The organism is Peribacillus sedimenti (assembly GCF_046237635.1).
GTDB lineage: Bacteria > Bacillota > Bacilli > Bacillales > DSM-1321 > Peribacillus > Peribacillus sedimenti.
Genome location: NZ_CP143547.1, coordinates 2,497,803 through 2,512,023, shown reverse-complemented (window position 1 = coordinate 2,512,023; position 14,221 = coordinate 2,497,803). Strand labels below are relative to the sequence as shown.

14 protein-coding genes are annotated in these 14,221 nt (G+C 41.1%); 9 read left to right on the top strand and 5 right to left on the bottom strand.

Annotation, left to right across the window (positions count from 1 at the left end; translation table 11 throughout):
* Window positions 1–27 precede the first annotated feature (27 nt).
* Complete coding sequence (locus V1500_RS12440) at window positions 28–651, bottom strand: CGNR zinc finger domain-containing protein (protein ID WP_409305824.1); 624 nt, start codon at window positions 649–651, stop codon at window positions 28–30.
* A gap of 207 nt (window positions 652–858) precedes the next feature.
* On the opposite strand from V1500_RS12440, the gene V1500_RS12435 reads away from it, so the two are divergent.
* Window positions 859–1,347: a DinB family protein gene (locus V1500_RS12435; RefSeq protein WP_409305823.1), complete on the top strand. Its 489-nt coding sequence runs from the start codon at window positions 859–861 to the stop codon at window positions 1,345–1,347.
* Between the two features lie 360 nt (window positions 1,348–1,707).
* Here the strand turns inward: V1500_RS12435 and V1500_RS12430 are convergent, their stop codons facing one another.
* Window positions 1,708–1,956: a helix-turn-helix domain-containing protein gene (locus V1500_RS12430; RefSeq protein ID WP_409305822.1), complete on the bottom strand. Its 249-nt coding sequence runs from the start codon at window positions 1,954–1,956 to the stop codon at window positions 1,708–1,710.
* Window positions 1,957–2,240: 284 nt separating this feature from the next.
* Here V1500_RS12430 and fdhF point away from each other — a divergent pair, with 284 nt between their 5' ends.
* From fdhF to V1500_RS12395, 7 genes are all read left to right on the top strand, one after another.
* On the top strand, window positions 2,241–5,228 hold the full coding sequence (fdhF, locus tag V1500_RS12425; RefSeq protein WP_409305821.1) for a formate dehydrogenase subunit alpha: 2,988 nt from the start codon (window positions 2,241–2,243) through the stop codon (window positions 5,226–5,228).
* Window positions 5,203–5,700 (top strand): DUF1641 domain-containing protein, encoded by a 498-nt coding sequence (locus tag V1500_RS12420; RefSeq protein ID WP_409305820.1) that lies wholly within the window; start codon window positions 5,203–5,205, stop codon window positions 5,698–5,700. Before fdhF ends, V1500_RS12420 begins: the two co-directional genes overlap by 26 nt.
* Window positions 5,701–5,715: 15 nt before the next feature.
* Window positions 5,716–5,937: a heavy-metal-associated domain-containing protein gene (locus V1500_RS12415; protein ID WP_409305819.1), complete on the top strand. Its 222-nt coding sequence runs from the start codon at window positions 5,716–5,718 to the stop codon at window positions 5,935–5,937.
* A gap of 200 nt (window positions 5,938–6,137) precedes the next feature.
* On the top strand, window positions 6,138–6,278 hold the full coding sequence (locus V1500_RS12410) for a hypothetical protein (protein ID WP_409305818.1): 141 nt from the start codon (window positions 6,138–6,140) through the stop codon (window positions 6,276–6,278).
* Window positions 6,279–6,442: 164 nt separating this feature from the next.
* Window positions 6,443–7,573: a DUF2515 family protein gene (locus V1500_RS12405; protein WP_409305817.1), complete on the top strand. Its 1,131-nt coding sequence runs from the start codon at window positions 6,443–6,445 to the stop codon at window positions 7,571–7,573.
* Window positions 7,574–7,680: 107 nt separating this feature from the next.
* A complete protein-coding gene (locus V1500_RS12400; protein WP_409305816.1) occupies window positions 7,681–8,295 on the top strand; it encodes a spore coat protein in 615 nt (204 codons plus the stop codon).
* A gap of 302 nt (window positions 8,296–8,597) precedes the next feature.
* Complete coding sequence (locus V1500_RS12395; protein WP_409305815.1) at window positions 8,598–11,621, top strand: efflux RND transporter permease subunit; 3,024 nt, start codon at window positions 8,598–8,600, stop codon at window positions 11,619–11,621.
* A gap of 231 nt (window positions 11,622–11,852) precedes the next feature.
* On the opposite strand, the gene V1500_RS12390 is transcribed toward V1500_RS12395, so the two are convergent.
* The 3 genes from V1500_RS12390 to V1500_RS12380 form a co-directional block, all read right to left on the bottom strand.
* Window positions 11,853–12,098: a hypothetical protein gene (locus tag V1500_RS12390; protein WP_409305814.1), complete on the bottom strand. Its 246-nt coding sequence runs from the start codon at window positions 12,096–12,098 to the stop codon at window positions 11,853–11,855.
* A gap of 63 nt (window positions 12,099–12,161) precedes the next feature.
* Complete coding sequence (locus tag V1500_RS12385) at window positions 12,162–12,449, bottom strand: phospholipase (RefSeq protein WP_409305813.1); 288 nt, start codon at window positions 12,447–12,449, stop codon at window positions 12,162–12,164.
* A gap of 259 nt (window positions 12,450–12,708) precedes the next feature.
* On the bottom strand, window positions 12,709–13,437 hold the full coding sequence (locus V1500_RS12380; RefSeq protein ID WP_409305812.1) for a class I SAM-dependent methyltransferase: 729 nt from the start codon (window positions 13,435–13,437) through the stop codon (window positions 12,709–12,711).
* A gap of 190 nt (window positions 13,438–13,627) precedes the next feature.
* Between V1500_RS12380 and V1500_RS12375 the strand changes: the two genes are divergently transcribed.
* Complete coding sequence (locus V1500_RS12375) at window positions 13,628–13,906, top strand: hypothetical protein (RefSeq protein WP_409305811.1); 279 nt, start codon at window positions 13,628–13,630, stop codon at window positions 13,904–13,906.
* Window positions 13,907–14,221: the final 315 nt, after the last annotated feature.

Sequence of the window (14,221 nt, the reverse complement as noted above, 5' to 3'; positions counted from 1 at the left end):
AACTGCCGCTCTGCTGACAGTTTGTTTTTATTGTTGTTGTTTCCTTCGGTTGTAATACTTCTTCGCCTTTTCCCGGTTCCCGCAATCCTGCATTGAACACCATCGCCTGCTTTTATTTTTGCTAGTATCAATAAACAGCCAGCCGCAGGTTCCGCCTTCACACTGTTTTATTTTGTATCTAATGTCTGAAGTCAAAAGTTCTGCTGCTGAGTCTGCGATGACCCATAACATTTGATCTAGTTCCTCGCTTTCAGCGAATGTACGATAATAGCCATTATCTGTTTTATTCAGTACTACAAATGCCGCAGATCTTTTAATCCATTTATTCAAAAGGGATAAGTCAGATAGGTTTATGCTTTTTTTAGCGGCTTCAGCCGAAAAGATTCGATATAGACATTCACGCATTTCAATTGCCTCTTCATATATCTTTAGTCCCTGCTGCGGCTGTAATACTGCAGAGTCATACAGTTCTTGATATTTTGACTTTGTAATAATTCCAGCATATAGCGACCATTCCACAAGAGCATCATAATTCCTAATCCATTCTTGGGGCTGTTTACTGGCATGCCAGCCAACAGTGTTTGCAAAATCCAAGCAGTAGCTATCGCCGAGTATGGTTAAATTTTTGACCTGTCTGATTGATTGTGCCATAATTTCTCCTTTCTCGAATATTATAACCGTTTAAGTAAATAATTGACAGTTAGATTCATTGTTGTATATATTATAACCATCAAACCAATTTTTACTGGTTATATAAAAGGAGGGATGTTCCGATACAGTGTACAGAACGTGTTTTTACATCATGAATCTTACTCATTAATAATCTTTAATTCTATAAAAAGAAAAGAGGAGATTAAAATGAATAAAAAATCCGTTCTCTTAAGCCAAATCTCATCATGCCAAAAAGCGGATGGCTGGTTTGTTGCTTTTGATAATGCTGTAAAAGGCTTGTCCAATGAACAGGCAAATTGGATACCGGAAAAAGGTTCGAACTCCATCCGTGAAATTGTTAACCATATTCTTTTTTGGAATGACCGCTGTTTAAACACTTTCAAAGGACTGCCCAATCACAAGATGGAAGGAGATAATGATTCCACATTCCAAAACCAAGGGAATATAGATTGGAACGAAACTGTAGCAAGATTCCAATCAACTATGGATGACTGGTACAATACGATAAACCGTGCAGAGGATGACTTGCTGGACAAAGCTGCAGGGGAGAATACAACGGACAGTTGGGCCGCAGTAATCGGCAATATGATTAACCATGCCGCTTATCATATTGGGCAAATTGTTTTTATCAGAAAATTGCAGGGTTCCTGGGACCCAAATCAGGGTGTGAATTGAAATAAATAAAAAAATATCTTAATGAAACAATCAAAAACAGGCTCCCGGAGGCCTGTTTTTTTCGTCTGTGGAAAAAGAAAATGTCTCAAGCATATATAACTACCCGTTATGAGAATTTGATATTTTCAATAGAGCAGCCGTAAGATATTTTAGCTTGTAGTCTCTCATAATCATAAGGATAACACTGAATTTTGAGTTTCATAGTTTTCTTCAAGAGCTTTGGTTAGCTATTGGTTTCATAACGGCTATGAAGAAATATTTTTCCGCTCCTGCACTGCTTTCTGGCGTTCATCGCCACCAAAAAAGACCTCATTTTCTGCTTGATCAACAATCTGAAAAAAGACCCGAAGAGCCTGTCATTTAGAAAGAAGGCTGGTTTTGCCCTTTTGTTTGAAGCAGAGTATAAATCAAACTGTGTGGCGGCTCATCAAGTTTTGACCTTTTTATCCTGCCTTGCTCGACCATTTCCTGCAAACCCTGCTCTACAACCTCGGGAGTGAGTCCAAGGATATCAGCCACCTTGACAGTGGAAAACGACATATATTTTGGTTTCTTGGATGACGACATAATCATTGATTCCAGCCTATTGAACAATTGTTCCTTATCCATTGAAAAGCCCCTTTCTACAAAATACTAAATTAATTACTAATGTTAGGTTTAACAGTAATTCGTATAACATACTTGCAGCAACTGAAATTTTTTTGCCACATAATACTTTTTTATTGAAACTGCATTTGGGAATACTTATGAAATGAATAGATACGCTGAACTGGATTAGCTTCTCTAACCGACTGTTCAATGATACAAGATTGGCTAACTATTTCTTGTATATGAATAAAATTTGCAATTTCAGCAGAATATCTTGCATATAAGCAGAAAAAGGAGGAAACGTGATGAGTGATCAATCTTTTTCAATAAGGATTAATGGCGACGAATATACAGCCCAGCCTGGACAAACTATATTGCAGGTTGCCCAGTCGAATGAAGTCTATATTCCCAGTATCTGCTACCATCCCAATCTTGGACCCATTCAGACATGTGACACTTGTTTTATAAGCGCGGATGGGCATCTGGTCAGGTCATGTGCCACCAAAGCTAAACCTGGAATGGCCGTTGACACCACATCTGAATTAGTACGGGATGCACAGCATGAAGCTATGTCCCGCATATTACAAAACCATGAGCTGTACTGTACGGTTTGCGATAATAATAACGGAAACTGTGTTGTACATAATACCGCAGAATATTTAGAGATTGAACACCAAAAATACGAGTTTGAAGCAAAGCCATATCCTCCGGACCATTCTCATCCTTTTTACCGCTATGAACCTGACCAATGTATCCTATGTGGAAGATGTGTAGAAGCTTGTCAGGATCTACAGGTTAATGAAACATTGACGATTGACTGGAGCAGGGATAGGCCACGCGTTATCTGGGATAATGATGTACCGATTGATGAATCTTCCTGCGTCTCCTGTGGCCATTGCGTCAATGTGTGCCCATGCAATGCATTAATGGAAAAATCGATGCTGGGAGAAGCAGGTTTCCTAACAAAAATACCTCCAAACATATTAGAGCCGATGATCGATCTTACGAAAGAAGTAGAGCCCGGCTACAAAGAAATCTTTGCAGTTTCCGAAGTAGAGGCCGCAATGAGACAGGCAAGAATTAAACGTACCAAAACGGTATGTACTTATTGCGGGGTAGGCTGCAGCTTTGAGGTGTGGACCAAGGACCGAGATATCTTAAGAATTCAGCCATATGCAGAGGCACCCGTCAATGGAATTTCCACATGTGTAAAAGGCAAATTCGGATGGGATTTCGTTAACAGTGACCAGCGCTTGACTAAGCCGTTGATTAGGAAAAATGACGAGTTTGTCGAAGCTACATGGGAGGAAGCACTTAATTTGGTTGCCGAAAAGCTAGGTGGGATTAAGGAAAAGCATGGCCCGAATGCATTGGGATTTATTGCTTCATCGAAATGTTCTAATGAGGAAAACTTCTTGTTCCAAAAATTTGTACGCTCTGTTATAGGAACTAATAACGTCGATAATTGTTCTCGCTATTGCCAATCTCCTGCTACTGCTGGGTTGATGAGAACTGTTGGACTAGGCGGCGATTCTGGAACAATCCATGATATAGAGCGAGCCGATTTAATCATTGTAATTGGAGCCAACCCTGCAGAGTCACACCCGGTTTTATCGACCCGCGTAAAGCGTGCCCATAAGCTGTATGGACAAAAGCTTATTGTTGCGGACTTGCGTGAACATGAGTTGGCTCAACGCGCCGATTTTATACTCCATCCAAAACCGAGTACCGATATCATTTGGCTGAGTGCAGTTACCAAATATATCATTGACCAGGACTGGCATGACAAGGAATTCCTGAAAGAACGTGTGATTAATGTTGAAGAGTACATAAAAACTCTTGATAAATTTACGTTAGAGTATGCGGAAGAAACAACTGGAATATCGAAGGAAGATATGATCAAGACCGCTACCATGATCCACGAAGCAAAAGGAGGAGTATGCATCCTCTGGGCAATGGGAATTACGCAGCATAAGGGCGCAACTGATTCAAGTACAGCGATTTCCAACTTGCTTTTGATTACCGGAAATTATGGCCGCACTGGAACTGGAGCCTACCCGCTAAGGGGACACAACAATGTACAGGGTGCCTGCGATTTCGGCACACTGCCTTCTTGGATGCCGGGATACGAACCAGTCGGCAATGCGGACGTAAGAGAAAAGTATGAAAAGGCCTGGGGTGTCAGCATGCCTACGGATCCTGGTATGGACAACCATCACATGGTTGAGGCGATTGATAAAGGAAAATTAAAAGGCATGTACCTATTTGGTGAAGAAATGGCCTTGGTGGACGCAAATTCAAACTATGTTCAAGCAGCTTATGAAAAATTGGAATTCTTTGTTGTCCAGGATATTTTCTTCAGCAAGACTGCCCAGTTCGCAGATGTCGTCCTTCCTGCAGCTCCTAACCTTGAGAAAGACGGAACGTTTGTCAACACTGAGCGCAGGATCCAGAGGTTCTATCAAGTATTTGAACCACTAGGGGATTCAAAGCCGGATTGGCAGATTTTCCAAATGCTTGCTAATAAGATGGGGGCGAACTGGAATTATAAACATGCAAGCGAAATCATGGACGAAGCAGCAAGCCTTGCTCATATCTTCAGAGGTGTTAGCTATGACCGCCTTGAAGGATGGAACAGCCTTTGCTGGCCGGTGGATTCAGATGGAACCGATACACCGTTATTGTATGAAGATAAGTTTGGCTTTGAGGATGGTAAAGCCCGTCTATTTGCCGTTGATTGGACGCCGCCATTCAGGGCCGGCGACGAGTTTGACCTGCATTTGAATAATGGACGGATTTTGGAGCATTTCCATGAAGGAAACATGACATATCGCTCTGAGGGTATTACCCATAAAGTGCCGGAAGTCTGGGTGGAAGTGTCCCATGAGCTTGCCAGAGAACGAAATTTACAGGATGGTTCACTTGTCCGCTTGACATCGCCTTATGGAGCGGTCGAGGTCAGGGCGGTTGTTACGGATCGGGTAAAAGGCAAGGAACTATACCTGCCAATGCATAGCCCAAAAGATAATGAAGCAGTGAATTACTTGACAAGCAGTTATCATGATACGGTCACACATACACCTGCGTATAAAGAAATGGATGTCAAGATGGAAGTTCTCGAGGTGGATGGAAAACCTCCGATTCCAGACCATAATCACCGTTACGGCAACAGAGTGCCGCAAATCAGTGTCCGCGTCGAAGAAAAATGGCAGCGCCCTGATTTTGTATCCATAGTCAGGATGTATGAAGAAATGGGAGGCGAAGATTATGGCGAAGGCTATCACACACATTAATAAACGTGTTCCAAACAAACAGGAAGAACAGCAGCAGGCATTAACAGAGATATTAGCCACATTGGCCGATAATAAGGAAGCGTTGACTAAAACTTTGGATATTTTAACCCATTTCCATGGTCTGGGAGCACTTGATGCCATCCAGGCATTGTTAGAAAAACTCAATGAAGTTGGAGTGATTGCACTTCAGCAAATTAATCAGCCATCCATGCATAATACGATAAAAATTGCTTTCAACACCGTCAAATTCATCGGAACAATGAATCCAGGACAATTGCAAACGATGCTGGATGGTGTAGGCATTGGTCTGGAGAGGGCTTCTGAAAGCATAAAGAACGGTGAATCACATGGCGTAATGAAACTCGCTGGCATGATGCGGAATCCGGAAGTCAGGGCCTCCATGACAACAATGATAGAATTCTTGCGAGGAATGGGAGAAGCATTTACTCAGGATAAAAAACCACAGCACTAAGGAGGAGGCAAACAGTTGGAAACCGGAAAAATTAGAATCCAAGACGAACTTTCCCTCGAGGATGCGGACAAAATACTTCAAGCACTTCATGGCGTTTGGGGGGTGCAAAGAGCTGAAGTTGACCTTGAGAACAAGGAGGCACGTTTCATCTATGACAAATTGGCTGCATCCTTGCATGATTTCCAGCACGCTTTACTTGATACAGGCTATCACATTGATGAACCATATAAACCATGACTATCTCTCTGTTAGGAGGCCATTTGTATGAAGATTTGTGAACTGTGCGGTCAGCAGCAACCCGAGACTGAGGAAGAAGCGACATATCAAACCAAGATTCTTGTCCTGTGTGACGCTTGCCAAAACGAGCGAAGCTATAACCATTTCGACAGCTAGCCTGAAAAGGTCTAGGTCTCCTCTGACGGGGGGTGCAAAAAAAAATGAAACCAGAGGATGAACGAATAAAAGAAGCCCGGAAACAACAGGGTGACATAAAACGTACCTTAACGAACAAAGAAACGCCAGAACCCCGTGGAAGATATGGAAGGCAAATTGACGGGGATGTGGATAATACAGTCTAAACATGGAGCTGCAGCCGCAGCTCCCTTTTTATTGAAAAAATAAAAACGGGGTTGCGCTGTTAGTTATTTTCTGAGCGCCTGATTCCTGCTTACAAAAAAGGGATCATCCAGGAATTATAAGATTCCAAAAGACACAACAGCCAATATAATGATAGGGAATCTTCATGCTAAAGGTTGGGATCTATATTTTTTCAATGATACAAAAGCTGTTCTCTCCAAGAGAAGAAGAGGAAACAAAGCAGGTTATAAGCAAAGCACAATACCTGCATCTAAAGGAAAAGCTGCAAAGGGAGCTGGATAAACCGACGAATGCCCCTAATTGGACCTTGAATGATAAAAGGGACCTCCTTAAAAGAATACGTTCGGAAACTCTAAAATTAAATATGAATAATATCACGAGAACAAAAGCTTATCTGGAATTCTATAAAAGAAACCCTGAGGTTCATTGGGCGTTCCTGGCTCATATGGTATCCAGGAATGGCGGGTATCACATGACCGATCTTAAGGGCTCGATCATGAAGGATCTGATTCCTTATGGAGATCGTGCAAAATACTTTCTTTTCCTGGAAGAAGCAAATGCGGCAATATTCGCTGACGCATATCCCCAGCTTCTTTTATATGAAAATTTCAAAGGATCTCCTCATTTCCCTTCAAATCTGCTGGGTTACTTCCATATCTCCCGGTTCATGATTCCTATCTGGGAGGACTTCCTCAAGAATCGGAATTCCTCTCTGCTTACTGTGGCATTGATCATTAATGAACAGCGGATGCTGCAAGAGAGAATATTAAAAAAACGCTCTCATATTGACCTCATCAACGGCATCGATTTTAAGCTGCAGGATTTCCTTGGGTTCACAGCGGTTGTTTTTCCTTATAAGAAAAAAAGAAAGCAGGAATATGCACTAACAGGAGTTACCGTTCACCGATTTGCAGAACCAGATAAACGGATCATGACAGGGAAAACCCTCTATAACCTTCTTTTTGGCTACTCCGATGTCTGGTTAGGGATTAAGGATTTTGCATTTTCCCATTCGCATACAGCCTCGAGAGCGGATTACTGGAGCCAAATATTTTCACCTAATAAAGGAAATCCATTTAAGCATTATAGTCCGACATTAACGGAAGCCTGGGAGAATTGTCCATTCTCCGCAAAAACGGGAGACTGGTTCAATGACGAAGAATTTATAGAAGATATTCAAACACTTCCTGAACCGCGCAAGAAGGATATTACCAGGATTGTCTTACGCAATGTTCTAAAGCTGGATGCCATTGGCGAGATAAAAACATTCATATGAGTACTTTTTTTAGTGCTATTTTAAAATTAAAAGTTTGCTGGATTAAGAATAATTAATAACAATACCTCCAATAATATTTAAGTAATGACTTGAATGGAGGGATCTACATGGATAATCAAGAACAATTGCATTCTAACATGGAAACAGGGCATGTTCCGCAGCATTTGAACCACAGTGCTCATGAAATGCTTGATGTAAGGGAAGTCCTACTGAATAGTGTCAATACGATGAACCAATATACCATGCTCAGACAATATGTGAAGGACCAGGAACTTCTCGACATCATGGACCGGCAAAACAGATTCATGCAGGAAGAATACAATATTACCCTGGATTGCCTAAAGTCCGGCCAAGATCCATATAAACCAACACAGAGCTATAAAATGAAGGAAAGCAATGATGTTATATATGGCCTTAAAGACACCGAACCGGTCACACCCATCCAATCACAATCAGATATTTCAGATCAGACTGTTTCCTCCTGTATTCTTGGGTCACTAAAAGCAGGGGCTGCCATGAAGACCATGGCCTCTTTAGAATCTTCCAATCCTGTGGTGCGCAGGGTGCTGGCAGATTCTTTGCCAAACTGTATAGAAATGGCCTATGAGGTGTCGCTTTATCAAAACAAACGGCACTACTATCAGATGCCCCAGTTTCCAGAGAACGACATGAGGAAGCTGGCCAATGAATTTGCACCAGTCAAAGGTCAATCGCTTCAATAAAAGCAATTCTCCAAAGAGCTTCCTTGTTAGAAGGAAGCTTTTATATTTATATATATAACCTACTTCTTAAGTCCTAGATAAAGTTACAGCCACAGGTTATTTCGAGCCGTGTCTGTTTAGGATATATTGTTGCTGGGGAGTTTGGACTGCAAAGGTATTTACATTAATAGGAAAGGAAGTGGTCAGCTTACTAAGCTTGTCGAAAAGATTAACAAAAAGTTTATTTTATTTTTTAGCCAAACGTGGTACGATTCAACTTGTGATTATGGGAATATTTTACTATGAAAGGGGTATTTTGACATATGTATCAGTTCACAAAATGGGCATTTGGAAACAAGGCGGCCATTGCATTCTTAACAGTTCTTTCAATCATTGTCGGTATTATCAGTTACAGATCGCTTCCTATGGAATTCCTTCCAGCTGCTGATGAGCCTTTGGTCATGGTCGTTGTCATGGGACAGGGTACTGATTCCAAAACAATGGAAGACCTCGTAACTTCACCCATTGAGAACGCCGTTGCAGGAGTCAAAGGAAAAAGCAATATATATTCAACTACAGGTGACGGTTATACGAAAATCGATATCATGTTTAGTTCAGGTACAAACATGAAAGATGCTAAGCTAGAGGTTCAGGAAGCAATAAGCAGTATCGATTTTCCCAAAAATGTAAGTAAGCCGACCATCGTTCAACGAAACACATCCATGATTCCCATCGCGGATGTAGCAGTAACGTTTGACGAAGGATTAACACCCAATAATGTAGAATTGGCAAAGCAAAAAATCATTCCGAAATACAAGGATATTAAAGGGGTAGCCAACGTCCAGACCTATGGCGCTTCCAATTCATTTGTTTCTGTAAAGGTGGACAATGAAAAATTAGCCAAGCACAGGGTTTCCTTTGAAAATGTAACGACTGTGCTACGGGGACAAAATACGGCAGTTTCCGTCGGTGAAAAAATCATTGATGAAAAGTCTGCCAATATTAAAGTAATCGGTAACATAGAAAGCCTCGATAAGATTAAGAATCTTCCAGTTTCACAAAATGTGAAATTAGGAGATATTGCCGCTGTTTCGGTTAATAAACCTGAAAACACACTTACCAGAATTAACGGCAGTGATGGCTTGCTCCTTATTGTTACGAAGGACAGCAATTCAAATGCCGTTACGATCAGTAAGGAAGTTAGGAATACCTCAAAAGAAATTAGCAAGGAATTTGATAATGTCCAGGCCAAGGTCGTTCTGGCTACTGCAGATATGGTAGAGACATCCGTACATTCCATGATTAAGGAGGTTCTGCTGGGAGCTTTATTTGCGACAATCGTTATCATGATATTCTTACGGAACATCCGCTCAACTCTAATTACTATTGTATCAATACCTTTATCATTATGTTTGACTCTTTTCCTTTTGTCCCGGTCAGGTATTACTTTAAATATCCTAACTCTTGGCGGGGTAGCAGTCGCAGTGGGCCGCCTTGTGGATGACAGTATTGTAGTGATCGAGAACATATTCAGAAGAATGGCGAAAGAGACGTTTTCTGTCCAGATGATTATTGATGCCACTAAAGAGGTCGGTAAAGCGATAACTGCTTCTACACTTACAACTGTGGCTGTCTTTTTGCCAATTGGATTGGTCAGCGGAGGCTTACAGGATTTTATGATGCCGTTTGCACTGACAATAACATATTCATTATTAGCTTCTTTACTGGTAGCCCTTACTGTGGTGCCGGTAATGAGCGCGGCCTTCTTGAAAAACTCTAAACTTCCTGAACATAAACCTGCCGTTAGATTTACAAAATTTGTGACATGGTCATTAAACCATAAATGGGTAGTACTGCTTCTTTCCATATTGTTATTTGCTGGATCAATCGGAACATATTTTGCAATGCCCAAAGGGGCGGTGGATAATTCCACTTCAGATTTCGTAATGGCCACTTTGAATTACAGAAGTGATACTCCAATTGAGACAGTAAAAGAAAAGACACTTGAACTGGAGAATTTTATAGAAAAACAAAAAGGGATTAATTATGTTATAACCCGATTGGGTATCTCCGAGGATGCGGCTAAATTTGGTGAGGTAGGTTCACCAACAATGTCAACTTTCATGATTTTTATGGATGAAAAAGACCAGACCGACACTGTTGTAAATAACATCAATAAACAGAAAGATCAATACGAGGGGGCAGAGCTTACAGCTGGCGCAGCATCTCTGACGGGAGGTTCCGGAACCCAGATAACCATTGATGTGGTTGGGGAGGAAATAGCGGAATTAGAAGTTACAGCCGATGCAATCAAGCAAAAGATACAAGGCATAGACGGAATTGAAGAAGTCTCAACCAATCAGGATGATAAAAAGACAATATATTCGCTTGAAATGAATCCCGAAAAGGGCAACGCAGAGCAGGTGTCACAACAGCTTTATGCAATGTTGAACCGTACCCCGCTTGGTTCAGTTTCAATTGAAGATCAAACTACAGAAGTATTTTTGGAACCGATGGTTGAGCCAAAATCTGCTGATGATTTAAAAAACATTCCGCTGATGACCCAGCAAGGTATGGTACCAGCATCGGAAATAGCCTCATTAAAAGAGGAAGAGAAGCCGACCAACCAGTTCCATAAGAATGGAGACACCTACGTAAGGGTAACGGCCATAGTTGAGTCTGATAAACTATCTGAGATAAATAAAGAAATCAATCGAATAATTTTTGGCGATAAGGAAACCAATGGCATGAAAATCATGGATGGGGTGCACGTCCTTATTGGCGGTGCGAGCACACAACAAGCAGAGGATTTTACCGATTTGTTTACAATCATGATCGTTTCTATAGGATTGGTATTCCTGATTATGATCATAACATTTAAGTCTTTCCGTGCACCAATAGCGATACTGTGTTCACTGCCGCTCGCAGCGATTGGAGCGGTGCTCGGGCTTGTGATCAGCCGCATACCCGTTGACATAACAGCTTTGTTAGGTGCTTTGATGCTTATTGGAATTGTTGTAACGAACGCAATCGTTTTATTGGATCGAGTAAAACAAAAGGAAGAAACGATGATACTGCGCGATGCAATCGTGGAGGCAGCAGCCACACGGATGAGGCCTATCATCATGACAGCTGTGGCTACAATTTGTGCCATGCTTCCATTATTGTTCAAAAAAGCAGAAACGGGTGCCCTGGTTTCACAAAGCCTTGCAGTGGTCGTTATTGGAGGGCTTGCCATAGCAACAATGCTCACACTGGTAGTAATACCAGTAGTATATGAATTGCTTCACTTTAAGAAATCAAAAAAGCAGCGTATGGCAAAAGAAAGAAAAATGGATGTTGCATAAAGAACCTATTTTTGCGAACCGGCTCATATCCAGCTGGTTTTCTAATTGTTTCATTTATAGAATAATTTCTATCGATTCAAAAACACTTCAATAACACATCCTATAATAATTAGACAAACAACTTGTAATGATGCTGTAAATATAGGCTCCTGTGATTCCTTACATTCAGTTCATAAAAGAAGAGAGGGCCATCGAAAACCCTCTCTTTCAGATGGAAAGGTGTGCAAACTTTTATGATTTAAAGATCGAGATGATTGCTTTTACCTGTCGCAGCATGTTAACACCTTCTCTTATTCTTCCGGCGTGCGCGGCAAATTTGTTGATATGTTCCGGAATCCTTGCCACCATATCAGCGGCAGAGGTTGATTTTTTTTCGGGAGTCTTTCGGTTCCGGAATGGCTGGGGACGCGATCGTTGAGGCCGCGTTTTCCCGTGGCCCATTGGCCTGCGCTGTGGTTGATTTGGAAATATTGGCATTCAAACACCTCCAATAATAATTACTCATACCAAATGCAGCCGAATGTAATTAGAGAAGTATAACTAATAGAATCTGCCACAGGATAATCTAGTTGTAAGCTGAATTACATTATACATCAACCCAGCATTTCTACCCTTTTGCGTATTTCTATTGATTTTGGGCCGTAAACAGGCTAAAAATTCACGGTCACAGCGGCAGCGAGAAGTTCCCTTACTAAGGCAGAGGTCATGTTTCCGACAGCAATCGTCCACATCGTTTACAGGAGCCCCCGGACCGCTGCAGCCCGGTCCGCACCATTTATAGCCGGGAAATATACAACGGGGCCGTCCAGTCTGTTGTCTGTCATACATTTCCATACACTTCCTATAATTTTATATCAGCATAATATGTACCAATTAAAAAATGGCGATAGAAATAAGCCTAATTATTAAAAAATGTGCGACTGAAATCATTCACAAAAAATCTTTTAACTTCTTAAGTACTTTTCCGAATAATAAATTCTAAGACTTCCAAACAATGAATCATTATTTGTAAGCAAATTTGGTATATCTATTACGGAAAGCTCGTGATGCGAACTTTCCGTCAGCCCTGTTTTATAGAGCATCTCATTCATTTCCTAGCCTTGAACACACGGTAGCCTAACCTTTCTCCAAACGCTGCTAAGTATTCATAATGTTGATTCATAACATCTTCATACGCAGGATCAGTTTTCACATCGAAATTATGGGTCTGAACATTATTTTCTTCAATCGCATACTCTTCCAGTCCCTGAAAGACTGTCAATTTCTTTTCAACACTTATATTCCGGAAGCCTGCTGCTGCAATATTTTTCAGCCATTCTTTCTCCGTCCATATATCAGTGAATCCATAGAATTTTAATAGCTTATTTTTTTCCTCCTTGGTTAAAGGTATTTCTGCTGCAATATCTATGTTTAACAATGTGCCTTTTTGATTCAATACACGATAATATTGCTGTAATGCTGAAGAGATTTTGGTAAATGCAGTGGAGGATTCAGCTATTATAAAGTCAAACTGGCCATCTGCAAAAGGTAGGTCCTCTATACTTGCCTTCATTATCTTTACAGGAACTTTTTCTTTTACAAAGCGGTTTTTTGCTGCATTTATCATTTGAGGATGTTGGTCCACAGCATAAACCCTGCAGCCATATTTTTTTGCCAGGTACGCTGCAGTTTGTCCTGTTCCACAGCCAGCTTCCAGCACTACTGAACGCCGGTTAATGTTTTCCATACTAAGTATTTTTTTAGTAAGCGGAAATCCTCCCGGATGTGCTCCATCTATCCGATAAAATGCCAGTGCATCCTGATACGATACCTTCATTAATATTTTCTCCCCCAACTAATATAATATGGACTATTGTATGTACCATTCCCGTCCATTGACACATGGCATAAAAAAGGTTGTACTTTTTCCACTACAGCCTTGTGTATTTGTCCATGCATGAATGACAAGTTGGACATATCTTATTTTATAGAACTACAGCTTGACAGGTCAGGAGGTGTGAATATATATGTCGACCTCTCATTATCACGATTTATGCAGCCGCAGCGTAGGCAGGGCAGTTGAAATCAGAACACGTAATGGCCAAGTTCATAGGGGAATTATAGACCGGGTACACCGTGGAAGAGTATTCCTTCGTCCATTCGGCGGAAGACGTAACTACGGTGGATACGGGTACGGGTATGGATATGGATATGGATATGATGGCTGGGGTTGGGGCTGGGGTATAGCTGCAGGCATTGCAGTTGGAGCTATTGCCGCTCTCGCTTTCATTCCCTGGTTCTGGTAATTAAATGATTGTAAGGCTGATTCATATTGATTCGGCCTTTTTTTCGATTTATTCCATTCACAAATAATGAAGTCAATAATAATTAGAAATATGTTTTACAAATGGATTACTCTTCTGCAGGAAACAATATTAAAACCGAACTCTTTTGTTTGTACTGGAAGGTTAAAAATGAGTCCTTATTTATTAAATAAATCAGGACTCACATAGTGTCTTGGGACTGAAGTTAAATCAGGTCAATATATTGCCAAATTCACATTTGGAATAAATTACAGTTTTGGATGCAGTTTTTGAGAATTTGGAGAAATTATGGTGGAA

Bases quoted from the DNA above. Each gene is read 5' to 3' on its own strand.
- V1500_RS12440 (WP_409305824.1), bottom strand. From the start codon at position 651: ATGGCACAATCAATCAGACAGGTCAAAAATTTAACCATACTCGGCGAT.
- V1500_RS12435 (WP_409305823.1), top strand. From the start codon at position 859: ATGAATAAAAAATCCGTTCTCTTAAGCCAAATCTCATCATGCCAAAAA.
- V1500_RS12430 (WP_409305822.1), bottom strand. From the start codon at position 1,956: ATGGATAAGGAACAATTGTTCAATAGGCTGGAATCAATGATTATGTCG.
- fdhF (WP_409305821.1), top strand. From the start codon at position 2,241: ATGAGTGATCAATCTTTTTCAATAAGGATTAATGGCGACGAATATACA.
- V1500_RS12420 (WP_409305820.1), top strand. From the start codon at position 5,203: ATGGCGAAGGCTATCACACACATTAATAAACGTGTTCCAAACAAACAG.
- V1500_RS12410 (WP_409305818.1), top strand. From the start codon at position 6,138: ATGAAACCAGAGGATGAACGAATAAAAGAAGCCCGGAAACAACAGGGT.
- V1500_RS12405 (WP_409305817.1), top strand. From the start codon at position 6,443: ATGCTAAAGGTTGGGATCTATATTTTTTCAATGATACAAAAGCTGTTC.
- V1500_RS12400 (WP_409305816.1), top strand. From the start codon at position 7,681: ATGGATAATCAAGAACAATTGCATTCTAACATGGAAACAGGGCATGTT.
- V1500_RS12395 (WP_409305815.1), top strand. From the start codon at position 8,598: ATGTATCAGTTCACAAAATGGGCATTTGGAAACAAGGCGGCCATTGCA.
- V1500_RS12390 (WP_409305814.1), bottom strand. From the start codon at position 12,098: ATGCCAATATTTCCAAATCAACCACAGCGCAGGCCAATGGGCCACGGG.
- V1500_RS12385 (WP_409305813.1), bottom strand. From the start codon at position 12,449: ATGTATGACAGACAACAGACTGGACGGCCCCGTTGTATATTTCCCGGC.
- V1500_RS12380 (WP_409305812.1), bottom strand. From the start codon at position 13,437: ATGAAGGTATCGTATCAGGATGCACTGGCATTTTATCGGATAGATGGA.
- V1500_RS12375 (WP_409305811.1), top strand. From the start codon at position 13,628: ATGTCGACCTCTCATTATCACGATTTATGCAGCCGCAGCGTAGGCAGG.